The organism is Citrobacter sp. Ce129 (assembly GCF_030334545.1).
GTDB classification, from domain to species: domain Bacteria; phylum Pseudomonadota; class Gammaproteobacteria; order Enterobacterales; family Enterobacteriaceae; genus Citrobacter; species Citrobacter europaeus.
Genome location: NZ_JAOWDS010000057.1, coordinates 55678 through 80943, shown reverse-complemented (window position 1 = coordinate 80943; position 25266 = coordinate 55678). Strand labels below are relative to the sequence as shown.

Sequence of the window (25266 nt, the reverse complement as noted above, 5' to 3'; positions counted from 1 at the left end):
ATATACTGTCCTCTTTTGTGTGGATGAAGCGACAGCAACCATGTTGATGATTACCTCTTTTGCTAACCCCCGCGTGGCGCAGGCATTTGTTGATTATATGGCGACACAGGGCGTTATCCTGACGATTCAACAACATCAGCAAACGGATGTCTGGCTGGCGGATGAGTCCCAGGCCGAGCGCGTGCGTGCTGAACTGGCGCGATTTCTGGAGAATCCGGGCGACCCGCGTTACCTCGCGGCAAGCTGGCAGTCAGGCCAGACCGATAGCGGTCTGCGCTACCAACGTTATCCGTTCCTGGCCACATTGCGCGAACGCGCAGGCCCGGTAACGTGGGCGGTGATGGCCGCATGTGTGGTGGTGTTTATCGCCATGAACGTGCTGGGCGACCAGGCGGTGATGCTCTGGCTGGCATGGCCGTTTGACCCTACGCTGAAATTTGAATTCTGGCGTTATTTTACCCACGCTTTTATGCACTTCTCGCTGATGCATATTCTGTTCAACCTGCTGTGGTGGTGGTATCTCGGCGGTGCGGTTGAAAAGCGTTTGGGTAGCGGAAAACTGATAGTCATTACCGTGATCAGCGCCCTGCTGAGCGGTTATGTTCAGCAGAAATTTAGCGGTCCGTGGTTTGGTGGACTGTCTGGCGTGGTATATGCGCTGATGGGCTATGTGTGGTTGCGCGGTGAGCGCGATCCGCAGAGCGGTATTTTCCTGCAGCGTGGTTTGATTATTTTTGCTTTGATCTGGATTGTTGCCGGCTGGTTTGATCTGTTTGGCATGTCGATGGCGAATGGCGCACATATCGCCGGGCTGGCCGTGGGTCTGGCAATGGCGTTTGCCGATACTATTCATGTGCGAAAACGAACGTAATTTCAGGGAACCATAATGAAGCAAACACAACGACATGACGCGATCATTGAACTGGTAAAAAAACAGGGATACGTCAGTACTGAGGAGCTGGTGGAGCATTTCTCCGTTAGCCCGCAGACGATTCGCCGCGATCTTAACGATCTGGCCGATCAGAACATGATTTTGCGCCATCACGGCGGGGCGGCGCTGCCATCCAGCTCGGTCAACACCCCGTGGCATGACCGTAAAGCGACGCAGACGGCGGAAAAAGAGCGCATTGCACGCAAAGTTGCCACGCAGATCCCGAACGGCTCTACGCTGTTTATTGATATCGGCACTACGCCGGAAGCGGTGGCTCACGCGCTGCTCAATCACAGCAATTTACGTATCGTGACCAACAACCTCAATGTGGCGAATACGCTGATGGCGAAAGAGGATTTCCGCATAATCCTCGCCGGTGGCGAACTGCGTAGCCGCGACGGCGGTATTATGGGCGAAGCGACCCTCGACTTCATTTCTCAGTTCCGACTGGACTTCGGCATCTTAGGGATCAGCGGCATCGACAGCGATGGTTCTCTGCTGGAGTTTGATTATCACGAAGTTCGCACCAAACGCGCGATTATTGAGAATTCACGGCATGTGATGCTGGTGGTGGATCACTCGAAATTTGGGCGTAACGCGATGGTGAATATGGGCAGTATCAGCATGGTGGATGCGGTGTATACCGACACGCTGCCGCCCGCTGGCGTGATGCAGGTTATCGCGGACCATCATATTCAGTTAGAGCTGTGCTGAGATAATTGCCTGATAAGCGTAGCGCATCAGGCATTAACTAAACCCCATATCCCATCATCTTCAGCAGCTTCTGCGCATGTTGCACCGCATCCTGACGATGTGCGACGCCAAGTTTTTGGTACAAATTGCGGATGTGCGTCTTGATGGTCGTTGCCGCGACGGCCAGCTCTCCGGCGATCTGCTCGTTGCTGTAGCCCGAATAAATCAGTCCCAGAACCTGCCATTCGCGCTGGGTCAGCGGACTGGTGCGGATAAGCTCCGGCACTTCCGGATGAGTAAGCAGACGCTCAACGAATCCTTCATCGAAGTGGGCGAATTTATGGCGGTGGTGCTGGTTAATCTCGCGCAAAATGCGCTGGGCGCGGTGCTGATCGAGCTCCGGTAAGGTATTGAGCTGAATCAGCTGACGCAGTTGTTGCGCCATGGCCTCGCCTTCAATAACAAAGTGACTGATAAACCCGGTGCGGTTCGCCAGCTGCAGCGCATCGAGTAATACGCGCTGGGCGTCATTTTTGCGCCCTGCCTGCCAGTACAGCTGATTAAGCAGCAGCAGGTTACGGTTCAGATCGCTCATCAGACGCAGATTACGCGCATTTTCATTCAACTCTTCCAGCACAATTTCAGCCGGTTCAAACTCGCCGAGCAGGATCTGCGCGCGGGCGATGTTGCGCCACTGGCTTTGCAGGAAGTGGTTATTGGCGAATTCCGGTTTCGGCGTGTGGCGCAGCCAGTTGGCGGCCGAGTTTTTGTCGCCCACCATTTGCCAGTAAATCACCCGCACCTTATCGGCGTTTGAGATCCAGTCGCTGTGATAGTGGCCGTTGCCCAGCAGGTTCTCCAGACGGTTAAGCAGGCTACGCGCATTGTCCAGATCGCCCCGCGCCAGCGAACACTGAATCAGCAATGCCAGGCACTGTAGCTGTTGCTGCGGCTGGAAAGTGGAAAGCAGTTCAATACCCGAGCGGGCAGACGCTTCGGATTCGTCCAGACGCGCCCATGCCCACAGTAGCTGCGCGCGAATGCGTACCAGGAACTCGTGCATCGGCAGTTGTTCCAGATGCTGCTCTTTGATCAGTTGAAACGCTTTTTCCTGAGTCTCCCAGGCGGCCTGTAAAAAGCCCTGGGCAAACAAAATCTCGCTTTGCTGGATAAGGCTCCACAGCGCGTAATGCCAGACGTCATGATGGCGGGCCATTTGCTCGGTTTGTTGCATCAACGCCAGAGAGCGCGTGAGATCGCCCTTACAGTGCAGGACTTCGCCGTGCACCGAGGTGGCGACGATACGGCTATAGAACCAGGCGATGGGTAACTCATCCAGCGCCAGTTTCGCCAGACGCTCGGCTTCGTCAGGGTTTCCGTCGTTAATCGCTACCTGCGCCCGCAGGGCGTTGAATTCGGCGTGCAGCGTTGGCTCCATGTCGCCTTTTATTTCCTGCTCAGCGCGCGCTAGCAGAGTGTTAACCTCTCCGTAGCGGTGCTGGCTTTGCATCAGCCAGGCCTGGAGCAGAACCAGACGCGGATTTTCCAGCAGGCTTTCCCATGGCAGAGCTTTCAGCGACTCTTCCAGCAGCGTCAGCTCGCTGTGGTTAAACAGTCCCCACGCATGATTAAGCAGGATATCGCGGAGCATATGGGCGTCGCCTGCCGCCAGCGCGTGGTGGATAGCTTCGCTGGGGAAACCTTGCGCCATCCAGCTTTCCGCGGCAGCGCGGTGTATTTCGGGCAGTTCGCTCGCCAGCTCCCACTGACAGCGCTGGCGTAAAAAGCTGCCAAACAGCGGGTGATAACTGAACCACTCGCCAACGTCATCCATCCGCTGCAGGAATAAGCCCTGGCGCTCAATCTCCTCCAGCCGCATCTGGCCGTTTTCTTCCCCGGTAACGCGGACGATCAGCGCATCGTTCATGGAGCGCAGAATGGCGCTTTTCAGCAGGAAGTGACGGGTGCCGAGGTCGACGCTGTCCAGCACTTCATCAACCAGGTAATCAGATAAATGGCTGGCGTTGATCCCGGCGAGGCGACGTGCCGACTGGTGAGCAGAGTTATTGTTCTGGCGGGCGGAAAGGGCAATCAGTTGTAACGCTGTGGCCCAGCCAGCAACGTCATCACACATCCGGCTGCTTTCAGCCGCTTCAATGGGGGAGGACAAACGTCGGTCGAAAAATTGTTTGGCTTCCTGATGGTTAAAGGCTAACTGTTGGCTGCCTATCTCCAGTAGTTGATCGCGTACCCGCAGGTTAGCAATGCCCAACTGCGGCAGGTTGCGCGACAGCACGACCAGCGTAAGGTTCTCAGGCTGGTGACGCAGGAAAAAACGCATCGCTTCGTGAATAGCCGGATTAGAGATCAGATGATAATCATCCACCACCAGGTAGAGCGGGCGGTGCCACTCGGCCAGTTCGATAAATAGCTGGGCAAACAGTGACGTCAGGCTGGCGTATTGGCGCTTTTGCACCATCGCTTCGCTGGTGGTGCAATGTCCACCGGTTGCCTGCTGGATGGCGGCGATCAGATAGCTCGCAAAACGTTCTTGCTGATTATCGCCTTCATCCAGAGAGTACCAGCCTAAGTCGTTCTTCCCCGCCGCCCATTGTGAAACCAGCGTCGTTTTTCCATACCCAGCAGGACTTGTTATCAGGGCGAGCCTGAAATTGTTCGCGCCGGAAAGTTTAGCCAACAGGCGCTCACGAACCACCGTATGGTCGAGTCGAACCGGACGACTTAATTTAGACGGAATCAACATAAGTTAGTCACTTCACTGTGTGAAAATGGGGAAGAGTGATTTTTTTTGCGCTTCGTAATTAATGGATATAAGGTCGGCCAGATTAGAGTTTTATGCAAGCTAAGCGGACTTTTTGTGTGTCTGATTTTGCACTATGTCACAAATCTATACATCTATTACATTAATTGGTTTAAAGAGTCGCAACAGGCGTGGCGACTGGATCCGTCGTTATTTTGACTGCGCCGAAAAATGCCTCATTTTTTATAAGGCTACTCAGTGAGTTAATGTAAAGCACCGAATCTTGTGGCCGACTTAAAAGTTTCATGTGAATTATCTTATCTGGCCCAGGTATTTCAGGTTAGAAACTATTTCTCTGTTTACACATTGTTTCCCCACCGTCACCCCACTATTTGATATTGTCGATTTATTCCTTGCTATTAATGCGTCGTCCGTTGGGTGTTATGCGGGATTACGCGAATTTACGGGCGATTACGCTACCTTTAAGTGGCGGTGATCACACTTTTATGCTCATCCCCGCTCCTCCTCCCTGCCTAATCCGTGCCAGGATGAGGAATGTCAACAACGAGCCAGGCAAACTAGCGATAACGTTGTTTTATTACCTAAGGATCTGGAACCCCTATGTCACAGCCTACTTTCAACAAAGATCAATTTCAGGCTGCCCTGACACGTCAGTGGCAGCGCTTCGGTTTACTGTCGGCTCAAGAAATGACGTCGCGCCAGTGGTGGCAAGCAGTGAGTGGGGCGTTGGCTGAGTTACTCAGCGCCCAGCCTGCGGCAAAACCGGCAAAAAATCAGCGTCACGTTAACTACATCTCGATGGAGTTTTTGATTGGTCGTCTGACCGGTAACAACTTACTTAATCTCGGTTGGTTTCAGGCGGTGAGCGATGAGCTGAAAGCGCATGGCGTCAACCTGACCGACCTGCTGGAAGAAGAGATCGATCCGGCGTTAGGTAACGGTGGGTTGGGGCGTCTGGCGGCCTGCTTCCTTGATTCAATGGCGACGGTCGGCCAGTCGGCGACGGGCTACGGTCTCAACTACCAGTACGGCCTGTTCCGTCAGTCGTTTGCCGATGGGCAACAGATGGAAGCCCCGGACGACTGGCATCGCGGCAGCTATCCGTGGTTCCGCCACAACGAGGCGCTGGATGTGCAGGTTGGAATTGGCGGCAAAGTCACCAAAGAAGGGCACTGGGAACCAGGATTTATCATCACTGGTCAGGCCTGGGATCTGCCGGTTCTTGGCTATCGCAACAGCGTGGCCCAGCCGCTGCGTCTGTGGCAGGCCAGCCACGCGCATCCGTTTAACCTGACCAAATTTAATGACGGCGATTTCCTGCGGGCAGAACAGCAGGGCATTGACGCCGAAAAACTGACCAAAGTGCTGTACCCGAACGACAACCACACCGCGGGTAAAAAGCTGCGCCTGATGCAGCAGTATTTCCAGTGCGCCTGCTCCGTAGCCGACATTCTGCGTCGTCATCATCTGGCAGGGCGTAAACTGCATGAGCTGGCTGATTACGAAGTGATTCAGCTTAATGATACCCACCCGACCATCGCGATCCCAGAGCTGCTGCGCGTGCTGATTGATGAGCACCAAATGAGCTGGGACGATGCGTGGGCGATTACCAGTAAAACCTTTGCTTACACCAACCATACCCTGATGCCGGAAGCGTTAGAGTGCTGGGACGAGAAGCTGGTGAAAGCGCTTCTGCCGCGCCATATGCAAATCATCAAAGAGATTAACGACCGCTTTAAGACGTTGGTCGATAAAACCTGGCCGGGTGATGCTGAAGTCTGGGCGAAACTGGCGGTGGTGCACAACAAACAGGTGCGCATGGCTAACATGTGTGTGGTCAGCGGTTTTGCGGTTAACGGCGTGGCGGCGCTGCACTCCGATCTGGTGGTGAAAGATTTGTTCCCGGAATATCACCAGCTCTGGCCGAATAAATTCCATAACGTCACCAACGGGATTACCCCACGTCGCTGGATTAAGCAGTGCAACCCGGCGCTTGCCGCTCTGCTGGATAAATCGCTGAAAAAAGAGTGGGCCAACGACCTCGACCAGTTGATTAACCTGGAAAAATACGCCGACGATGCGAAGTTCCGTCAGCAGTATCGTGACATCAAGCTGGCGAACAAAGAGCGACTGGTGAAGTTTATTAAAGCGCGTACCGGTATTGAGATAACGACCAACGCGATTTTTGATATTCAGATTAAACGTCTGCATGAGTACAAGCGTCAGCACCTCAACCTGCTGCACATTCTGGCGTTGTACAAAGAAATTCGTGAGAACCCGCAGGCCGATCGCGTGCCGCGTGTATTCCTGTTTGGCGCAAAAGCCGCGCCGGGTTACTACCTGGCGAAAAATATCATCTTCGCCATCAACAAGGTTGCGCAAACCATCAATAACGACCCGCAAGTGGGTGACAAACTGAAGGTTGTCTTCCTGCCGGATTATTGTGTCTCTGCGGCGGAAATGCTGATCCCGGCGGCGGATATCTCTGAGCAGATCTCAACCGCAGGGAAAGAGGCTTCCGGCACCGGTAACATGAAGCTGGCGCTGAACGGTGCGTTAACCGTCGGTACGCTGGATGGCGCAAACGTCGAAATCGCCGAGAAGGTGGGTGACGAAAATATCTTCATCTTTGGTCATACCGTGGAAGAGGTGAAGGCGCTCAAAGCCAAAGGCTACGATCCGGTGAAATGGCGTAAGAAAGACAAAGTGCTGGATGCTGTCCTGAAAGAGCTGGAAAGCGGGAAATACAGCGATGGCGATAAACATGCCTTCGACCAGATGTTGCACAGTATTGGCAAGCAGGGCGGTGACCCGTATCTGGTGATGGCGGACTTCGCGGCCTACGTTGAAGCTCAGAAGCAGGTTGACGTGTTGTATCGTGACCAGGAAGCCTGGACCCGGGCGGCGATTCTGAATACTGCGCGTTGCGGCATGTTCAGTTCGGATCGCTCCATCCGCGATTATCAGGCTCGTATCTGGCAGGCGAAACGTTAAGGGATCGCGATGGAAAGCAAACGTCTGGATAATGCCGCGCTGGCGGCGGGGATCAGCCCCAATTACATTAATGCCCACGGTAAACCGCAGTCTATTGGCGCCGAAACCAAGCGGCGTTTGCTTGATGCCATGCATCGCACCTCCGCCGCCGTTCAGGTGGCGGTGACGCCGGTGCCGAATGTCATGGTTTATACCGCTGGTAAGAAAATGCCGCTGGCGGTTGAGGGAAGCGGGGAGTTTAACTGGCTGCTGACCACCGAAGAGGGCGTGCAGCACAAAGGGCATGCCGTCGGCGGTAAATCTTTTAACCTTCCAGCCAGGCTGCCGGAGGGGTATCACACGCTGACTCTGACCCAGGGCGAGCTGCGCACCCATTGCCGCATCATCGTCGCGCCGAAACGCTGCTATGAGCCACAGGCGCTGCTTGCCGGGCAGAAGCTGTGGGGCGCATGCGTTCAGCTCTACACCCTGCGCTCGGAAAAAAACTGGGGGATCGGCGATTTTGGCGATCTCCGCACCATGCTGGTGGATGTGGCGCAACGCGGGGGCGCGTTTATCGGGCTTAATCCGATTCACGCACTGTATCCGGCGAACCCGGAGAGCGCCAGCCCGTATAGTCCGTCGTCACGTCGTTGGCTGAACGTTATTTATATTGATGTTAACGCAGTCGATGATTTCCACCTGAGTAAAGAGGCACAGGCCTGGTGGCAGAAACCTGCGACGCAGCAAGCTTTGCAACGCGCGCGCGATGCCGAGTGGGTTGATTATTCTGCCGTTACCGCACTGAAGATGACGGCGCTACGTATGGCGTGGAAAAGCTTCTCTGCGCGCGATGATGAGCAGATGGCGGCATTCCGCCAGTTTGTGACTCAGGAAGGGGATAGCCTCTACTGGCAGGCGGCCTTTGACGCGCTGCATGCCAATCAGGTGAAAGAGGACGCATTGCGCTGGGGCTGGCCGGTGTGGCCGCAGGCATTCCAGTCGGTGGACTCGCCAGAGGTAAAACGCTTCTGCGAAACACATCGTGATGATGTGGATTTCTACCTGTGGTTGCAGTGGCTGGCGTATAGCCAGTTTGCTGACTGCTGGAAAACCAGCCAGGGCTTTGCGATGCCGATTGGACTGTATCGCGACCTGGCGGTTGGCGTGGCCGAAGGTGGGGCGGAAACCTGGTGCGACCGCGAGCTGTACTGCCTGAAAGCCTCGGTGGGCGCACCGCCGGACATTCTCGGTCCGCTCGGACAAAACTGGGGACTGCCGCCGATGGATCCGCACATCATCACGGCACGCGCTTACGAACCGTTTATCGAATTGCTGCGCGCCAATATGCAGAACTGTGGCGCGCTGCGCATCGACCATGTTATGTCGATGCTGCGTCTGTGGTGGATCCCTTACGGAGAAACCGCCGATCACGGTGCCTACGTGCATTATCCGGTAGATGATCTGCTTTCCATTCTGGCGCTGGAAAGTAAACGTCATCACTGCATGGTGATTGGTGAAGATCTGGGTACCGTGCCGGTGGAGATCGTCAGCAAGCTGCGTGACAGTGGTGTCTATTCCTACAAAGTACTTTATTTTGAGAATGACCATGAGAAGAACTTCCGTGCACCGAAAGCGTACCCGGAACAATCAATGGCAGTCGCGGCGACGCATGACCTTCCTACGCTTAAAGGTTATTGGGATAGCGGCGATCTGACGCTCGGTAAGGCGCTGGGCCTGTACCCGGATGAAGTCGTGCTGCGTGGGTTGTATCAGGACAGAGAACTGGCGAAACAGGGGCTGCTGGACGCGCTGCACAAATACGGTTGCCTGCCAAAACGTGCTGGTCACAAGGCGTCCCTGATGTCGATGACGCCGATTCTTAATCGCGGTATGCAACGCTACATCGCTGACAGCAACAGTGCGTTGCTGGGCCTGCAACCGGAAGACTGGCTGGATATGGCTGAGCCGGTCAACATTCCGGGGACCAGCGACCAGTACAAAAACTGGCGGCGTAAGCTCACCGCCACGCTGGAACAGATGTTTGCCGATGAGGGCGTGAATAAGCTGATTAAGGATTTGGATAAGCGCCGCAAAGCGGCCGCGAAGAAGAAGTAAAAAAGCCGGGGATTTCCCCAGCTTATTTATGGTGCTAGATCGTAGGCCGGATGGCAGCTTTGCCTTATTCGGCCTACGAGCCGTCTCGTTTAAACCACCATACCCAGCAGCAGACACCCTACCAGACCGCAGACGGAGATAATGGTTTCCAGCATTGACCATGACTTGATGGTCTCACCGATGGTCAGGTTGAAGTACTCCTTGAACAGCCAGAAGCCTGGATCGTTCACGTGGGAGAAAATGACGGAACCGGAACCAACCGCAATAACCATCAGCTCTGGGCTTACGCCGGTCGTTGCAATCAGCGGCGCCACAATCCCACCTGCTGTAATCGCAGCAACGGTCGCGGAACCCAGTGCGATACGCAGTACCGCCGCGATAGACCATGCCATCAGCAGTGGAGACACGTTAGAGCCGTGCATCATTGAAGCGATGTATTTGTCCACGCCGCTATCAACCAGGACCTGTTTGAAGGCACCGCCACCACCGATGATCAACAGCATCATTGCGATGATTTTGATTGAGGACACCAGCGTGTCGTTAATCTGATCCATCGAACGTCCACGGTTCAGACCAAAAGTGAACATCGCAATCAGCACTGCGATAAGCGTTGCCATGACCGGGTCGCCGAGGAACTCTGCAACCGTCAGGAAAGCATGACCTTTTGGCAGAATCATCTCCGCCACGGCGCGCATTGCCATCAGGATAACCGGTACCAGAGAGGTCCAGACGCTGACACCAAAGCCAGGCATCTCTTCTTCAGTAAAGGTTTTCGCGCTGTACAAACCTTCCGGGATTGGCTTATCGATGCCTTTCAGGAAACGAGCGTACACCGGACCGGCGAGAATAACGGTTGGGATTGCCAGAATCGTACCAAACAGCAGGGTTTTACCCATATCTGCGTGGAAAATGGTGGCAATAGCGGTTGGACCCGGGTGTGGCGGCAGGAAGCCATGTGTTACGGACAGCGCAGCAGCCATCGGTACGCCAACGTACAGCAGCGGGATATTGGCAGCAGCGGCGATGGTGAACACCAGCGGCAGCATCAGCACGAAGCCGACTTCGTAGAACAGGGCAAAACCGACGGTGAAGCCAGTTAATACCACCGCCCACTGGATATGTTTTTTGCCGAATTTAGCAATCAGGGTGGTTGCGATGCGCTGTGCGCCGCCGCAGTCCGCCAGCATTTTGCCCAGCATGGCGCCAAAACCCATAATCAGGGCGAGGCTGCCAAGGGTTCCGCCGACGCCGGCTTTAATCGAACCGATGACTTTATCCAGTGGCATCCCTTGCATCAATCCGACAGCAAGCGCCACCAGGACGAGAGCGATGAAACCGTTCATTTTGAAACGGATCATCAGGAGGAGTAACAAGATTACACCGATAGCAACGATGACTAATGGCATGATTTACCTGGCCTTTACTTTGTTATGGGTAACGTCAGTGTTTAGATGACAAATTCCGATTGTCCCGACCGGGAACAGAGTATTCTCAGCACCAATGCTGGTTGCCTTCAAAACTAATCAGTTTAGCTGGCTATTATGTGTGTATTAGGTGCTGATACGAATGATACGGGTAACATGTGGCGCTTGAAAATCACCTGGGCAGGCAAAATTTAAATTATGAGAGGCTGGTCAAATTATGAGGGGGATTGTTGCAGGATAGATGCGAAGAAATGCAGGGTAGTAGGCCGTTACGCTGCCATTCGGCAGCAATGCCCGATAGCGACGCGGATGCGTCTTATCGGGCCTACGGCAACTCTACAGCTTAGGACTTAGTAGTAAGAGTGCTCGCCGCGCTGGTGTTCGGTTAAATCGCGAACGCCTTTCAGTTCAGGGAATTCAGCCAGCAGCTGTTTCTCGATACCTTCTTTCAGCGTGACATCTACCATTGAACAGCCGTTACAGCCGCCGCCAAACTGCAGAATGGCGTAGCCTTCATCGGTGATTTCCATCAGAGAGACGCGACCGCCGTGGCCAGCCAACTGAGGGTTGATCTGCGATTGCAGCATGTACTCCACGCGTTCCATCAGCGGCGCATCCTCGGCAACTTTACGCATTTTGGCGTTTGGCGCTTTCAGAGTCAGTTGAGAGCCTAACTGGTCGGTCACGAAATCGATTTCTGCATCTTCCAGATACGGTGCGCTCAGTTCATCAACATATGCGGTCAGCAGGTCAAATTTAATGGCGGTGTCGGTTGCTTCCACGGCGTCCGGCGGACAATAAGAAACGCCGCATTCAGCGTTAGGCGTGCCGGGATTAATCACAAATACGCGGATTTGTGTCCCTTCTTCCTGATTTGCCAGCAGTTTGGCAAAGTGCGCTTGTGCAGCATCGGAAATATGGATCATAGTAATGGCCTAATAGTTGACTATTTTACTTGGTTATAATACGCCCATCATCGAGGCTCTACAAGGTTCGACACAGGCACCATACCTGGACAGTCGCTGCGCCGTTGCGTAAAAGCAGCTGCGCGATTTCCGCGACGGTACTTCCGGTAGTGACGACATCATCCACAATAACCATATGGAGTCCCCGCACCGGCAATTCAAGGCGAAAGGCGTTTTTCAGGTTACGTTTACGTAATTGGGCGCTGAGATGGTGCTGCGTCGCCGTCGCCCGAACCCGCGTGATAGCCTGGCTGTTCCAGTCGCAGCCCAGCCAGCGCGCCAGAGGGCGGCACAATAAATCGCTCTGATTAAATCCTCTGCGCCAGTGTCGGCGTTGCCAGAGCGGGACGCTGACCAGCCTGTCCGGCAGAGGAAGGCCGCTGGCGCGCCGGGCCTGTAATACCTCCAGCAACAGTAAACGTGACAGGGCGCAGGCCATTTCGCTGCGTCGCGAAAACTTGAGCTGGTGGATAAGCCCGCTCAACGGTGGAATGTAGTCGCTGACCGTGACCAGTCGCTGCCACGGTGGTGGTTTTTGCAGGCATCGCCCGCAGGGAATGACGGTATGAGCGGCAGGGAGGCCACATTGAGGGCACAGGCTGCCGCGCTGACGCGTTGCCCGCGTGCAAACAGAGCAAATCCCCCAATGCCCCAACGTCAGGGGCATTCGGCATAGCCAGCACAATCCCGGTACTGTTAGCATAGAAGCATCCTTTCAGGCTAAAAGAGAACAATAACTGATGAATGACATCTGGTGGCAGACCCAGGGTTCGGGAAATTGCCATCTTGTGCTGTTGCACGGATGGGGACTGAATGCGCAAGTCTGGAATTGCATAAGTGAGGAACTGAGCTCGCATTTCACGCTGCATCTTGTCGATTTACCGGGATTTGGCCGCAGCCAGGGTTTTGGTGCAATGTCGCTGGAAGAGATGGCTGAGCGGGTATTAAAACAGGCGCCGGAGAACGCTATCTGGCTCGGCTGGAGTCTGGGCGGGCTGGTTGCAAGCCAGGTGGCGTTGACGCATCCTGGCCGTGTTCAGGCGCTGGTGACCGTGGCGTCTTCCCCTTGCTTTAGCGCGCGAGAGGAGTGGCCGGGTATCAAGCCAGAAGTGCTGGCAGGCTTCCAGCAGCAGTTGAGCGAAGATTTTCAGCGTACGGTGGAGCGTTTTCTGGCACTGCAAACGATGGGTACGGAAACCGCGCGTCAGGATGCGCGAGCGTTGAAGAAAACGGTGCTGGCTTTACCCATGCCGGAAGTCGAGGTGCTTAATGGCGGGCTGGAGATCCTGAAAACAGTCGATCTGCGTGAGCCGCTGTGCTCGGTGGTTATGCCTTTCCTGCGGATGTATGGTTATCTTGACGGGCTGGTTCCGCGCAAAGTTATCCCGATGCTGGATGCCCTGTGGCCGCAGAGCGAGTCGTTGGTGTTTGCTAAGGCGGCGCATGCGCCATTTATCTCGCATCCTGCTGAGTTCTGCGCAGCGCTGGTGGCGTTGAAGCAGCGGCTATAAATTCGTTGCGTTGCCCGGCACAGCCACGCTTGCCGGGCTTGAGATTAATGACTGCGCGCAGCCAGATCCTCAGCGGTCAGACCGGTAATTCTGAAGATGGTCAGCGGGTCTATACCATCAGCCTGCATGGTTGATGCAATTCGTAAAGCTTCCTCTCGTTTGCCTTGTTGCAAACCCGTTTGTAACCCTTCCTCTAACCCCTCTTGCAACCCTTTCCTATGACCTTCCTGAAGACCATTAAAGTGCCCTTCTTGTCGTAATCTTTCGGCGATAGTCATCAGCTTCTCCTTATGTTGGGGTAAACGTTCGGCGACTTCATAAAGGAACTCGCCAAAATGTGCGGTGTCCCCGGCCTGCAGTAAATAATTAAACAGGGCTTTCAACTGGTTGTCATTAGCGTGTCCTTTAACAAGCAGGATGGCCAGCTTTTCTACCAGCCCCATCAAATCGCGTTTACGAATATGTTTTTGGATGAGTTCCAGCAGCGCCATCCGACGATGCTGCATGATCTCGTCATCGGGCACGACGGTGATATCGATCAGTGGAAACGCGGTACTATAAAGTTGTCTGGCGGATTCAGGGTCATCAAACTCGTCCAGCCAACAAAGTGAGTAGGGGTATGGGCTTGCTGAGCCATGATAAAAAAGCATGGGGATCACCAGCGGGAGTTTCTTATGGCCTGCCGCTAAATGGCGGTGCATTACCGCAATGGCATAACGCATCAGCCGAAATGCCATATGGCTATCGGCGGTGCTCTGATGCTCAATAATGGTGTAAATATAGCCATCGCCTTCGCGCGTTTTTAACGACCACAGCACATCGGAATAGTAGGCGCGCAAATCGTCCTCAATAAAACTGCCGGATTCCAGTTGCAGCGTTTTAAGATCGCAAAGTTTTCGCAAAGAGGCTGGAAGATGAAGCTGAATAAAGTCGCGTGCGGTCGCAGGGTTGTTTAAGAACGTTTTGAAAATCGCGTCATGCGGTGTAGCTGTCGTGTCAGTATTCATGGCGATCCGTCACCTGAGAAACAAGATGACGGGACTCTACTTCTCTGGTCGGCAGTAATCATCCACGAGTTGATAACGATGCGCGGCAGGCTGGAGGATAGATCTGTTTTGCTGAAAACAGAGAGGTCTTTGTGGAATCCATTACGCAAAAAGCCGGATATCAGCTTAAACGCTATATCCGGCCTGAACGTTTGCAGTTATTTGTAGGCCGGATAAGCGTAGCGCCATCCGGCATCGCACTAGCGTAAAGCCCACCACTCGCGCAGGCAGGCTTTACCTTGCGGACAACTTTTGCAGCTTCCGGAGAGACACCCGTCGGCATCTTCCTGAATCCGCATCGCTTTGCCCATCTTTTCTAACTGATTCAGCATGGCGTCAATCATGGGCTGCGGGGTATGCAGCGTGTGGCTAATTTGTGTCGCCTCCATGCGCCCCCGCAAAGCCAATAAATCACGAACCTGAATAAGCGATGCCATCGTCGATAACCTTAGTGGCAATCGCCAGTGGTGCTTGAACAGCAGGAACTTGCCGTCCTGTTGGTTGCCAGCAGCGCGAGGTCCACGCGGCTGCGAGCTCGACGCAGCAGGCCCAGCAACACGATGTTAAACAGGATGACGGCTAAAATGCACACCAGACTGTAGGTCGGGTGTTCTTTGTAGCTGACCGTCTGATAAAACAGCGTCGACAGAGAGTAGGCGATGTTCAGACCCCACAGAATCGAGAAGCTCATCCAGCCACGGCTGGATTCACGTGCGATTGCGCCCATCACTGAAATGCACGGTACATACAGTAGAACAAAGATCAGGTAGCTGTACGCGGCGGCGGCGCTGCCAAATTTCTCGCCCATCACGCCCATTGCGCCAGTCGCCATTTCACCGTCGCCCTTGCTGGCTTCGATAGGGTTAGCCAGCACGCTCAGGCTGAAGGTGTCTTTCAGGCTTTGCCAGGTTTCATCCACCGCGCCGAGCAGTTCGTCACCGAGGTGGAAATCTGCCGGATTGAACTCTTCTTCCTGAATGTTTTCTGCGGTATAGAGCGTGTTCAGCGTACCGACAACCACTTCTTTCGCCATCGCGCCGGTAAACAGACCTACGGTTGCCTGCCAGTTATCTTCGTGAACGCCAATCGGCTTAAAGACAGGGGTAATAACGCGGCTAACGGAGGCCAGAGCAGAGTCGTTGATGTTGTCGACGATTTTTCCGCTCAGCGAGAAGCTGTTAAACGCGCTGAGGAAAATGCTGACGATGATGATGACTTTACCCGCGCGCAGAACGAAGCCTTTCAGGCGTTGCCAGGTCTGAATGATCAGACTCTTAATGTGCGGCACGTGGTACACCGGCAGCTCCATCACGAACGGCGTTGCTTCACCACGCATGATGGTGTGTTTGAGCATCAGACCGGTCAACACCGCCATAACGATACCCAGCACGTACAGTGAGAAGACCGCCAGCGCGCCATTCTGACCAAAGAACGCTGCGGCGAAGACGGCGAAAATCGCCAGACGTGCGCCACAGGACATAAACGGCGCCATCATGATGGTCATCAAACGCTCACGCGGGGCATCCAGCGTACGTGCGCCCATTACAGACGGTACGTTACAGCCAAAGCCGACGATCAGTGGGACAAACGATTTGCCCGGCAGTCCCAGCGCCTGCATCAGTCGGTCCATCACAAACGCGGCGCGCGCCATGTAGCCGGAGTCTTCAAGGAAGGAGAGGAACAGGTACATCATGCCGATTTGCGGTACCAGCGGCAGCACGGTGTTAATCCCGCCGCCAAGGCCCTGGGCCAGGAAGATGGTAAGCCAGTCCGGGAAGTGCAGCGTGTAGCCAATCCACTGAATACCATGGATAAAGAGCGCCACGGAGCCGACGTCAAACAAGGGCTGCAGCGCGCCGCCAATGTTGATGGCGAGCAGGAACATCAGGTACATCACGAACAGGAAAATCGGCAGACCAAGGAAGCGGTTAAGGACGATTTTATCTACAGCGGTGGTGAAACGGCTTGGCTCTGCCGTCAGGGTGTTACTGACGGTATCACAGATAGCGGCAATGCACTGATAACGCGCATCGGCGATATGCAGCGCCGGATCGTCCATTGTCTCGCTCAGGCGCGCAATGGCGGCATCAAGGTTTTGCGCGGCATCACCGGCGTAAGCACGGCTGTAGATATCGCCTTCCAGCATCTGCAGGCCCAGCCAGCGACGCTGTTTAAGCGGCATATCTTTGGTCATCGCGTCGGCCAGGGAATCCGCTTCTTGCAGCAGCGGCTGGGCATAATGGACCAGCTCGACGGTGTCGTTTTCTTTATAGCGATCGATCGCCAGCTTCAGCGCTTCAATGCCGCGAGCGCGGGTGGAAACCAGCGGAACCACCGGGCAGCCAAGACGAGCGGAGAGGGCGTCGATATCGATACGGATTTGCTGCTTCTCAGCGATATCCAGCATGTTCAGTGCGACGATGCAGGGGATGCCCAACTCAAGCAGTTGCAACGTCAGGTAGAGGTTGCGCTCAAGGTTTGAAGCATCGACCACGTTGATCAAGAGATCCGCGTCGCCGCTTAAAATATAGTGGCAGGCAATCTGCTCATCGAGAGAAGTTTGCGATGAGATTGTCGTCAGGGAATAGGTGCCGGGTAAATCGACCAGCGTGACCTGATGGTCCGTTGTGGCGAAATGACCTTCTTTACGCTCAACGGTAACGCCAGCCCAGTTGCCTACACGCTGGCGCGCGCCGGTGAGCTGGTTGAATAAAGTTGTCTTGCCGGAATTAGGATTACCAATTAAACCAATGGTTAGTTTTTTCATTTTTATAGACTCACTGTATTAACAGGAAACCGCTTCCACTTCTAATAACGCCAAATCCTTTTTACGCAATACCAGACTTACGCGACGCGTTTCGATATGGATAGGATCGCCGAGCGGGGCGACGCGTACCACGTTGAAGGATGAGCCGGGTAGCATGCCAAGTGACAACAGTTTCTGACGATAAGCTGGGCTGATTTCACGGGCAAAACCGGTAATTTTCCACGCACTGTCAGGAGTGAATTGCATAGGGACCTACTTATATCTCGCTAACTGGATGATTACCTCATGGGGCGAAAGGGCGGCATGAGACCAGATGATTAGCCAACGTAAGGAAAGAGTAAATAATCAACAAATCAATGATAATGAGAATGGTTTCTATCATCAATAGAATAAATGTGACGGAATGTACAATTGGATAATAATTTGAGCCAATTTTGATATTCCTCAATATTTATTCTGGTTGGGCATGAAGGATTCACGGAAGTAATTAGTGAGGATCTTAATGTTTAATTAAGGTTTCATCTGTTAATGAAGTGATAAATATATTGTGGAGCAAAGCGGGAAATAGATTAAATATGCCGGATGGCGACGCTCATGTGTCTTATCCGGCCTACAAATTAATGGCGACAACCAGGCCGGAGAGGGTGTTTACTCCACCATCCGGCACACGGTTTAAACTTAGCGCTTTTTACCCATTGCCGCCGCCAGCGCATCCATCATGGCGCTGTTGCCCGCAGGCTGGGCGTCACGACCACGCGGTTTCGCGGCTTTCGGCGCCGGGCGATTGCTCTGAGTGCGATCGTTATTCCCGCCGCCGCGACGCGCATTGGTTTCACCCGGCTGCTCGTCCAGACGCATGGTCAGCGCGATACGCTTACGCTGCAGGTCCACTTCCAGCACTTTCACCTTCACAATGTCGCCCGCTTTCACCACGGTGTGTGGATCTTCGACGAACTTATTCGACAGCGAAGAGATATGCACCAGACCATCCTGATGCACGCCAATATCAACAAACGCGCCGAAATTGGTGACGTTGGTGACAGCCCCTTCCAGAATCATTCCCGGCAGCAGATCGTTCATGGTTTCGACGCCATCAGCAAACTGCGCGGTTTTAAATTCAGGACGTGGGTCACGGCCCGGTTTTTCCAGCTCTTTGATGATGTCGGTGACGGTCGGCACCCCGAAGCGTTCGTCGGTAAAATCGGCGGCTTTCAGATTGCGCAGTTCGCTGCTGTTGCCCATCAGATCGCGCAGCGATTGCTCGGTGGCGGCCAGAATGCGTTCCACAATCGGATAAGCTTCCGGGTGAACGGTAGAGGCATCCAGCGGGTTATCGCCGTGGTTGATACGCAGGAAGCCCGCGCACTGTTCAAAGGCTTTAGGCCCCAGACGGCTGACTTTTAGCAGTTGCTGACGGTTCTGGAACTGACCGTTCTCATCGCGCCAGGCGACGATGTTTTGCGCCATCATGCGCGTCAGGCCGGCAACGCGGGTCAGCAGTGGTACGGAGGCTGTATTCAGATCGACGCCGACGGCGTTCACACAGTCTTCCACTACCGCATCCAGCTTACGCGCCAGCTGCGTCTGGCTAACGTCGTGCTGATACTGGCCCACACCGATAGATTTCGGATCGATTTTCACCAGCTCAGCTAGCGGATCCTGCAGACGACGGGCGATAGACACCGCACCGCGTAGCGAAACGTCGAGGTCCGGGAACTCCAACGCCGCCAGCTCGGAAGCAGAGTAAACCGATGCCCCAGCTTCACTGACGATCACTTTCTGTGCCGTCACTTGCGGGAATTGCTTCTGTACGTCGAGGAAGAAACGCTCGGTTTCGCGCGACGCCGTACCGTTACCAATCGCCACCAGCTCAACGTTATATTTTTCGCATAACGCCGCAACGGCAACGGCGGCTTTGGCGGCCTGGCCGGTATGCGGATAAATGGTATCGGTCGCGACCAGCTTGCCGGTACCGTCAACTACCGCCACTTTTACACCGGTACGCAGACCAGGATCGAGCCCCATGGTGGCGCGCAGTCCGGCCGGGGCGGCCATCAGCAGGTCATGCAGGTTACGGGCAAAGACGTTGATCGCTTCATCTTCCGCACGTTCGCGCACGGTACCCATCAGCTCGGTTTCAAGGTGCATCAGCACTTTGATGCGCCACGTCCAGCTAACCACGCCTTTACGCCAGCTGTCGGCAGGTGCATTGTTCAGGCGCAGTCCCAGGTGATCCTGGATAATCTGCTCGCCGTGGCTCTCTTTTGGCGGCTCATCGAATTGCGGATCGGCGTTCAGTGAAAGCTGCAACACACCTTCATTACGACCACGGAACATGGCCAGGGCACGGTGGGATGGCACGGTGGAGATAGGCTCGTGGTGATCGAAGTAGTCGCGGAACTTAGCGCCTTCCTCTTCTTTACCGCTGACCACAGTGGCGACCAGGTGGGCGTTTTTCCACAGATAATCACGCACTTTGGCTAGCAGCGCGGCGTCTTCGGCGAAGCGCTCCATCAGAATGTAGCGGGCGCCGTCGAGGGCGGCTTTGGTATCCGCCACGCCGTTTTCGGCATTGAGATATTTTGCGGCTTCCGTTTCCGGGTCGTGGGAGGGTTCGTTCCACAACAGGTCTGCCAGTGGCTCCAGTCCGGCCTCAATAGCGATCTGCCCACGGGTGCGGCGCTTAGGTTTGTACGGCAGATAGAGATCTTCGAGTTCGGTCTTACTTAACGTGCCGTTGATCGCGTTCGCCAGATCCTCGGTCAGTTTGCCTTGCTCGCCGATAGATTTCAGGATTGCCTGACGGCGGTCTTCCAGTTCACGCAGATATCCCAGACGGGTCTCCAGATTACGCAGTTGCGTATCGTCCAGACCGCCGGTGATTTCCTTACGATAACGTGCGATAAACGGCACGGTGTTCCCTTCATCAAGCAGGCGAACGGCAGCTTCTACCTGTTCAGCACGAGCCTGAATTTCACCTGCGATAATGCGGCAGAAAGAATCATTCTTCATGGATAGCTTCGTCTATAGGATAAAAAATCAGGGGATAGTTATACGGATTGACTGGCAAAAATGCCAGTCATCTACGGGGGCTTCGGATTGTTCCGGTCTCACTTCACGTATTCAATCTCGTTCACGTACCAGCTGGCTTCACCGCCGGGAGTGTTTACTATCGCGAGATCGCCGACCTCTTTTTTCAGCAGCGCCCGCGCCATCGGCGAGTCGATAGAGATGTAATCTTTACGACCGAAGATCTCATCGTAGCCGACAATGCGGAATTTGCGGATGTCGCCATCGTCATTTTCAATCTCAACCCATGCGCCAAAGAAGACTTTGCCCTCCTGCTGGGGGGAGTAATCGACGATTTTCAGATTCTCCATGCACTTGGTCAAATAACGGACGCGGCGGTCGATCTCACGCAGGCGCTTTTTATTATACTGGTAGTCGGCATTTTCGCTGCGGTCACCCAGACTTGCGGCCCAGGTAACTTTTTTGGTGACTTCCGGGCGCTCTTCACGCCAGAGATAATTCAGCTCTTGTTTAAGTTTTTCATACCCTTCACGGGTTATCAGGGGCGTTTTCATCTTATTGTTTTACCTTCGACTCTGTGATGATGCGCACAATTGGTATTACGTGAGCATATCAACAGAATAAATAATGTATTGCGAGAAACATTGTATACTTAAGCTGCTGTTTAATATGCTTTGTAACAATTTAGCCTGGAATTCATACCAGAATTCGCTGGTGACTCACGTTAGCTTTCTTAAGAATATACACTTAATTGTTGCGAACCTTTGGGAGTAATAACAATGCAAGAGAACTATAAGATTCTGGTGGTCGATGACGACATGCGCTTGCGTGCGCTTCTGGAGCGTTATCTGACCGAGCAGGGCTTCCAGGTTCGAAGCGTCGCAAACGCTGAGCAGATGGATCGTCTGCTGACCCGTGAGTCCTTCCACCTGATGGTGCTGGATCTAATGCTGCCGGGAGAAGATGGCCTGTCTATTTGCCGTCGCCTGCGCAGCCAGAGCAACCCGATGCCGATCATTATGGTCACCGCGAAGGGTGAAGAAGTTGACCGTATCGTAGGGCTGGAAATCGGCGCTGACGATTACATCCCGAAACCGTTTAACCCGCGTGAACTGCTGGCGCGTATTCGCGCTGTACTGCGTCGTCAGGCGAACGAACTGCCGGGCGCGCCTTCTCAGGAAGAAGCGGTCATTGCGTTTGGTAAGTTCAAACTGAACCTCGGTACGCGTGAAATGTTCCGCGAAGATGAGCCAATGCCGCTCACCAGCGGGGAATTTGCGGTACTGAAAGCGCTGGTAAGTCACCCGCGTGAACCGTTGTCCCGCGACAAGCTGATGAACCTGGCCCGTGGCCGTGAATACTCGGCGATGGAGCGTTCTATCGACGTCCAAATCTCCCGTCTGCGTCGTATGGTGGAAGAAGATCCGGCGCATCCGCGCTACATTCAGACCGTATGGGGTCTGGGCTACGTCTTTGTTCCGGACGGTTCTAAAGCATGAGGCGAATGCGCTTCTCGCCACGAAGTTCGTTTGCCCGCACGTTATTGCTCATCGTCACCTTGCTGTTTGCCAGCCTGGTGACGACTTACCTGGTAGTGCTGAACTTCGCGATTCTGCCGAGCCTCCAGCAGTTTAATAAGGTCCTGGCCTACGAAGTTCGTATGCTGATGACCGATAAACTGCAGCTGGAGGACGGTACGCAACTGGTGGTGCCGCCCGCATTCCGCCGGGAAATTTACCGTGAGCTGGGCATTTCCCTCTACTCCAACGAGGCCGCGGAAGAAGCCGGGCTGCGTTGGGCGCAACACTATGAATTCTTAAGCCATCAGATGGCGCAGCAGCTGGGGGGCCCAACGGAAGTCCGCGTTGAGGTGAACAAAAGCTCGCCGGTCGTCTGGCTGAAAACCTGGCTGTCGCCCAATATCTGGGTACGCGTACCGCTGACCGAAATCCACCAGGGCGATTTCTCACCGCTGTTCCGCTATACGCTGGCGATTATGCTGCTGGCTATCGGTGGGGCATGGCTGTTTATTCGTATCCAGAACCGACCGTTGGTGGATCTGGAGCATGCGGCGCTGCAGGTGGGGAAAGGCATCATTCCGCCGCCGTTGCGTGAGTATGGCGCTTCAGAGGTGCGCTCCGTAACCCGAGCCTTTAACCATATGGCCGCAGGTGTGAAGCAACTGGCCGATGACCGTACGCTGTTAATGGCGGGCGTGAGCCACGATTTACGTACTCCGCTGACGCGTATTCGTCTGGCGACCGAAATGATGGGCGAAGAGGACGGTTATCTCGCGGAATCCATCAATAAGGACATCGAAGAATGTAACGCCATTATCGAGCAGTTTATCGATTACCTGCGTACCGGTCAGGAGATGCCGATGGAGATGGCGGATCTGAATTCGGTGTTAGGCGAAGTGGTCGCGGCGGAAAGCGGCTATGAACGTGAAATCGAAACCGCGCTGCTGCCTGGCAGCATTCAGGTGAAGATGCATCCACTGTCGATCAAGCGTGCGGTTGCCAATATGGTGGTTAACGCCGCCCGCTACGGCAACGGCTGGATTAAGGTCAGCAGCGGTACGGAGACGCATCGCGCCTGGTTCCAGGTAGAGGATGATGGTCCGGGCATCAAGCCTGAGCAGCGTAAGCATCTGTTCCAGCCGTTTGTCCGCGGCGACAGCGCGCGTAGTACCAGCGGCACAGGGCTGGGTCTGGCGATTGTGCAGCGTATTATCGATAACCATAACGGTATGCTGGAAATTGGTACCAGCGAGCGAGGAGGGTTGTCGATTCGCGCCTGGCTTCCGGTGCCCTTCACTCGCGCGCCGGGTAACACGAAAGACGCATAACAAAGGGAGGCGAAATGCCTCCCTTTTTGTTGCTGTAGGCCGGATAAGGCGAAACCGCCATCCGGCACTTTTCGTTACAGCTTCGGTCCGGCGCTAACCAGCGCTTCACCCGCAGGGGTGTCGGTGTATTTCTCGAAGTTCTCGATAAACAGTTTCGCCAGTGCATTGGCTTTTTCCTGCCACTGCTCCGGAGACGCGTAGGTATTACGCGGATCGAGAATGCGAGTGTCTACGCCCGGCAGCTCGGTAGGGATAGCGAGGTCAAACATCGGCAGACGGAACGTTTCCGCGTCATCCAGCGAACCGTTCAGGATGGCGTCGATAATCGCGCGGGTATCTTTGATAGAGATACGCTTGCCGGTACCGTTCCAGCCAGTGTTAACCAGATATGCCTGCGCACCTGCCGCCTGCATGCGTTTCACCAGCACTTCTGCGTACTGCGTTGGGTGCAGCGACAGGAATGCTGCGCCGAAGCAGGCAGAGAAGGTTGGGGTTGGTTCGGTGACGCCACGTTCGGTACCGGCCAGTTTGGCGGTGAAGCCAGACAGGAAGTGGTACTGGGTTTGGTCTGCCGTCAGGCGAGAAACCGGCGGCAGCACGCCAAACGCGTCGGCGGTCAGGAAGATAACTTTGGTCGCGTGGCCCGCTTTCGACACCGGCTTAACGATGTTTTCGATGTGATAAATCGGGTAGGACACACGGGTGTTTTCAGTTTTGGAACCGTCATCGAAATCGATGGAACCATCTTCGCGCACGGTGACGTTTTCCAGCAGCGCATCACGACGGATCGCGTTGTAGATTTCCGGCTCGGCGTCTTTAGACAGTTTGATGGTCTTCGCGTAGCAACCGCCCTCGAAGTTAAACACGCCATCGTCATCCCAGCCGTGTTCGTCATCGCCAATCAGGCGGCGTTTCGGGTCAGTGGACAGCGTGGTTTTACCGGTGCCGGACAGGCCAAAGAAGACCGCCACATCACCTTTTTCCCCGACGTTTGCCGAGCAGTGCATGGAGGCAATGCCCTTCAGCGGCAGCAGGTAGTTCATTACGGAGAACATACCTTTCTTCATTTCGCCGCCGTACCAGGTTCCGCCAATCAGTTGGATACGCTCAGTCAGGTTGAAAGCTACGAAGTTTTCGGAGTTCAGACCCTGCTCTTTCCACTGTGGGTTGGTACATTTAGCGCCGTTCATCACGATGAAATCAGGTTTGAAATCAACCAGCTCTTCCTCGCTTGGGCGGATGAACATGTTTTTGACAAAATGCGCCTGCCAGGCAACTTCGGTAATGAAGCGTACGGAAAGGCGGGTATCGGCGTTAGCGCCGCAGAAAGCATCAATGATAAACAGACGCTTGCCTGAAAGCTGCTGGGTGACTAATCCTTTCAGATGCTGCCAGGTTTCCTGGGAGAGCGGTTTGTTGTCGTTCTTACCTTTACCTTTGTCTGACCACCAGAGCGTGTCGCGCGTGGTGTCGTCACGGACAATGTACTTATCCTTTGGCGAACGTCCGGTAAAGATACCGGTATCAACTGCAACGGCGCCCAGGTTCGTTAACACGCCACGCTCATAACCTTGCAGGGAAGGATCAAGTTCCTCCTGGAAAAGTGTGTCGTAGTCTGGATTGTAAACGATATCCTGAACGTCATTGATACCATAAGCCTTGAGATCTTGCGGGGTTAAACTGGTGTTCACACGCATTTCACTGCTCCTTAGCCAATATGTATTACCTGGAATAGTAAGGTTTTTTAGGGATTGCTAACCGCGACAAGGCTCATAGATTTACGCATCCGGGAAAATCACGGGTAACCGAATGCGCTGCGACTCCTGTCACAAAGAGGCAGATATTATGGCAGGAAACCCTTTTTTGTTGTGGAAAATGTTCTTAAAACGTTAATAGAGAGTGTTTTTGGCGGGAATCTTGTGAGTGTAATCGCATTCACGTAAGAAAATAACGTAACTCATACATAAACAATATCGATTCACTTCCCGTGGCGGTGGTCTGAATTCGGTCCATCAATGCTCAAAATTGTGAAGTTGATGCGATTATGAGGCTTTCTCGTGATGCTGGATGACGACATGCATAGTGTTGAACGTTCACGAATCACTTACTGGAGCATGAGATCTATTGGTCTGCGGCAGACGGGGGCGAATGAGCAACTGGATTCAGCGTTCAGAGCGT

At 54.3% G+C, this 25266-nt stretch carries 18 protein-coding genes; 7 read left to right on the top strand and 11 right to left on the bottom strand.

The genetic code is table 11. From position 1 onward, the window contains the following. Positions 1–40 precede the first annotated feature (40 nt). Together glpG and OGV77_RS07250 are read left to right on the top strand one after the other, a co-directional pair. A complete protein-coding gene (gene glpG, locus OGV77_RS07255; protein ID WP_043018837.1) occupies positions 41–871 on the top strand; it encodes a rhomboid family intramembrane serine protease GlpG in 831 nt (276 codons plus the stop codon). Positions 872–886: 15 nt separating this feature from the next. Continuing rightward, positions 887–1645, top strand: coding sequence for a DeoR/GlpR family transcriptional regulator (locus OGV77_RS07250; protein WP_003023499.1), 759 nt, complete (start codon positions 887–889; stop codon positions 1643–1645). A 37-nt stretch (positions 1646–1682) separates the two neighbouring features. Here the strand turns inward: OGV77_RS07250 and malT are convergent, their stop codons facing one another. Further along, entirely contained in the window at positions 1683–4388 is a 2706-nt protein-coding gene (gene malT / locus OGV77_RS07245) for an HTH-type transcriptional regulator MalT (RefSeq protein WP_043018588.1), read from the bottom strand. Between the two features lie 618 nt (positions 4389–5006). On the opposite strand from malT, the gene malP reads away from it, so the two are divergent. Together malP and malQ are read left to right on the top strand one after the other, a co-directional pair. After that, positions 5007–7400: a maltodextrin phosphorylase gene (gene malP / locus OGV77_RS07240; RefSeq protein WP_087050804.1), complete on the top strand. Its 2394-nt coding sequence runs from the start codon at positions 5007–5009 to the stop codon at positions 7398–7400. A 9-nt stretch (positions 7401–7409) separates the two neighbouring features. Beyond that, entirely contained in the window at positions 7410–9497 is a 2088-nt protein-coding gene (malQ, locus tag OGV77_RS07235) for a 4-alpha-glucanotransferase (RefSeq protein WP_047408156.1), read from the top strand. 89 nt (positions 9498–9586) lie between these two features. On the opposite strand, the gene gntT is transcribed toward malQ, so the two are convergent. From gntT to gntX, 3 genes are all read right to left on the bottom strand, one after another. Further along, positions 9587–10903, bottom strand: coding sequence for a gluconate transporter (gene gntT / locus OGV77_RS07230; RefSeq protein WP_003023507.1), 1317 nt, complete (start codon positions 10901–10903; stop codon positions 9587–9589). Positions 10904–11271: 368 nt separating this feature from the next. Then, positions 11272–11847, bottom strand: a complete 576-nt coding sequence (gene nfuA, locus OGV77_RS07225; RefSeq protein ID WP_087050805.1) for a Fe-S biogenesis protein NfuA — start codon at positions 11845–11847, stop codon at positions 11272–11274. A gap of 58 nt (positions 11848–11905) precedes the next feature. After that, positions 11906–12589 (bottom strand): DNA utilization protein GntX, encoded by a 684-nt coding sequence (gene gntX / locus OGV77_RS07220; RefSeq protein ID WP_087050806.1) that lies wholly within the window; start codon positions 12587–12589, stop codon positions 11906–11908. Positions 12590–12626: 37 nt separating this feature from the next. Here gntX and bioH point away from each other — a divergent pair, with 37 nt between their 5' ends. After that, positions 12627–13397, top strand: a complete 771-nt coding sequence (gene bioH / locus OGV77_RS07215; RefSeq protein ID WP_087050807.1) for a pimeloyl-ACP methyl ester esterase BioH — start codon at positions 12627–12629, stop codon at positions 13395–13397. Positions 13398–13441: 44 nt separating this feature from the next. Here the strand turns inward: bioH and OGV77_RS07210 are convergent, their stop codons facing one another. The 6 genes from OGV77_RS07210 to greB form a co-directional block, all read right to left on the bottom strand. Then, a complete protein-coding gene (locus OGV77_RS07210; protein WP_087050808.1) occupies positions 13442–14404 on the bottom strand; it encodes an Rpn family recombination-promoting nuclease/putative transposase in 963 nt (320 codons plus the stop codon). A 239-nt stretch (positions 14405–14643) separates the two neighbouring features. Further along, positions 14644–14880: a [Fe-S]-dependent transcriptional repressor FeoC gene (feoC, locus tag OGV77_RS07205; RefSeq protein WP_043018582.1), complete on the bottom strand. Its 237-nt coding sequence runs from the start codon at positions 14878–14880 to the stop codon at positions 14644–14646. Positions 14881–14891: 11 nt separating this feature from the next. Further along, positions 14892–17210, bottom strand: a complete 2319-nt coding sequence (gene feoB, locus OGV77_RS07200) for a Fe(2+) transporter permease subunit FeoB (protein ID WP_043018581.1) — start codon at positions 17208–17210, stop codon at positions 14892–14894. An 18-nt stretch (positions 17211–17228) separates the two neighbouring features. Continuing rightward, entirely contained in the window at positions 17229–17456 is a 228-nt protein-coding gene (feoA, locus tag OGV77_RS07195) for a ferrous iron transporter A (RefSeq protein ID WP_003023519.1), read from the bottom strand. Between the two features lie 432 nt (positions 17457–17888). Next, positions 17889–20222, bottom strand: coding sequence for a Tex family protein (locus tag OGV77_RS07190; RefSeq protein WP_080626009.1), 2334 nt, complete (start codon positions 20220–20222; stop codon positions 17889–17891). A 98-nt stretch (positions 20223–20320) separates the two neighbouring features. After that, complete coding sequence (greB, locus tag OGV77_RS07185; RefSeq protein WP_016154802.1) at positions 20321–20794, bottom strand: transcription elongation factor GreB; 474 nt, start codon at positions 20792–20794, stop codon at positions 20321–20323. A gap of 225 nt (positions 20795–21019) precedes the next feature. Between greB and ompR the strand changes: the two genes are divergently transcribed. Continuing rightward, complete coding sequence (gene ompR / locus OGV77_RS07180; protein ID WP_001157751.1) at positions 21020–21739, top strand: osmolarity response regulator transcription factor OmpR; 720 nt, start codon at positions 21020–21022, stop codon at positions 21737–21739. After that, entirely contained in the window at positions 21736–23088 is a 1353-nt protein-coding gene (gene envZ / locus OGV77_RS07175; RefSeq protein ID WP_043018579.1) for a two-component system sensor histidine kinase EnvZ, read from the top strand. The genes ompR and envZ overlap by 4 nt, the downstream gene beginning before the upstream one ends. 74 nt (positions 23089–23162) lie before the next feature. Here the strand turns inward: envZ and pckA are convergent, their stop codons facing one another. Further along, a complete protein-coding gene (gene pckA / locus OGV77_RS07170) occupies positions 23163–24785 on the bottom strand; it encodes a phosphoenolpyruvate carboxykinase (ATP) (protein ID WP_043018578.1) in 1623 nt (540 codons plus the stop codon). Between the last annotated feature and the right edge of the window lie 481 nt (positions 24786–25266).

Coding starts and splice junctions, on each gene's coding strand:
- greB (WP_016154802.1), bottom strand. CDS start 20,794: ATGAAAACGCCCCTGATAACCCGTGAAGGGTATGAAAAACTTAAACAA.
- feoC (WP_043018582.1), bottom strand. CDS start 14,880: ATGGCATCGCTTATTCAGGTTCGTGATTTATTGGCTTTGCGGGGGCGC.
- feoA (WP_003023519.1), bottom strand. CDS start 17,456: ATGCAATTCACTCCTGACAGTGCGTGGAAAATTACCGGTTTTGCCCGT.
- OGV77_RS07250 (WP_003023499.1), top strand. CDS start 887: ATGAAGCAAACACAACGACATGACGCGATCATTGAACTGGTAAAAAAA.
- malT (WP_043018588.1), bottom strand. CDS start 4,388: ATGTTGATTCCGTCTAAATTAAGTCGTCCGGTTCGACTCGACCATACG.
- malQ (WP_047408156.1), top strand. CDS start 7,410: ATGGAAAGCAAACGTCTGGATAATGCCGCGCTGGCGGCGGGGATCAGC.
- glpG (WP_043018837.1), top strand. CDS start 41: ATGTTGATGATTACCTCTTTTGCTAACCCCCGCGTGGCGCAGGCATTT.
- feoB (WP_043018581.1), bottom strand. CDS start 17,210: ATGAAAAAACTAACCATTGGTTTAATTGGTAATCCTAATTCCGGCAAG.
- envZ (WP_043018579.1), top strand. CDS start 21,736: ATGAGGCGAATGCGCTTCTCGCCACGAAGTTCGTTTGCCCGCACGTTA.
- malP (WP_087050804.1), top strand. CDS start 5,007: ATGTCACAGCCTACTTTCAACAAAGATCAATTTCAGGCTGCCCTGACA.
- nfuA (WP_087050805.1), bottom strand. CDS start 11,847: ATGATCCATATTTCCGATGCTGCACAAGCGCACTTTGCCAAACTGCTG.
- pckA (WP_043018578.1), bottom strand. CDS start 24,785: ATGCGTGTGAACACCAGTTTAACCCCGCAAGATCTCAAGGCTTATGGT.
- bioH (WP_087050807.1), top strand. CDS start 12,627: ATGAATGACATCTGGTGGCAGACCCAGGGTTCGGGAAATTGCCATCTT.
- ompR (WP_001157751.1), top strand. CDS start 21,020: ATGCAAGAGAACTATAAGATTCTGGTGGTCGATGACGACATGCGCTTG.
- gntT (WP_003023507.1), bottom strand. CDS start 10,903: ATGCCATTAGTCATCGTTGCTATCGGTGTAATCTTGTTACTCCTCCTG.
- OGV77_RS07190 (WP_080626009.1), bottom strand. CDS start 20,222: ATGAAGAATGATTCTTTCTGCCGCATTATCGCAGGTGAAATTCAGGCT.
- OGV77_RS07210 (WP_087050808.1), bottom strand. CDS start 14,404: ATGAATACTGACACGACAGCTACACCGCATGACGCGATTTTCAAAACG.
- gntX (WP_087050806.1), bottom strand. CDS start 12,589: ATGCTAACAGTACCGGGATTGTGCTGGCTATGCCGAATGCCCCTGACG.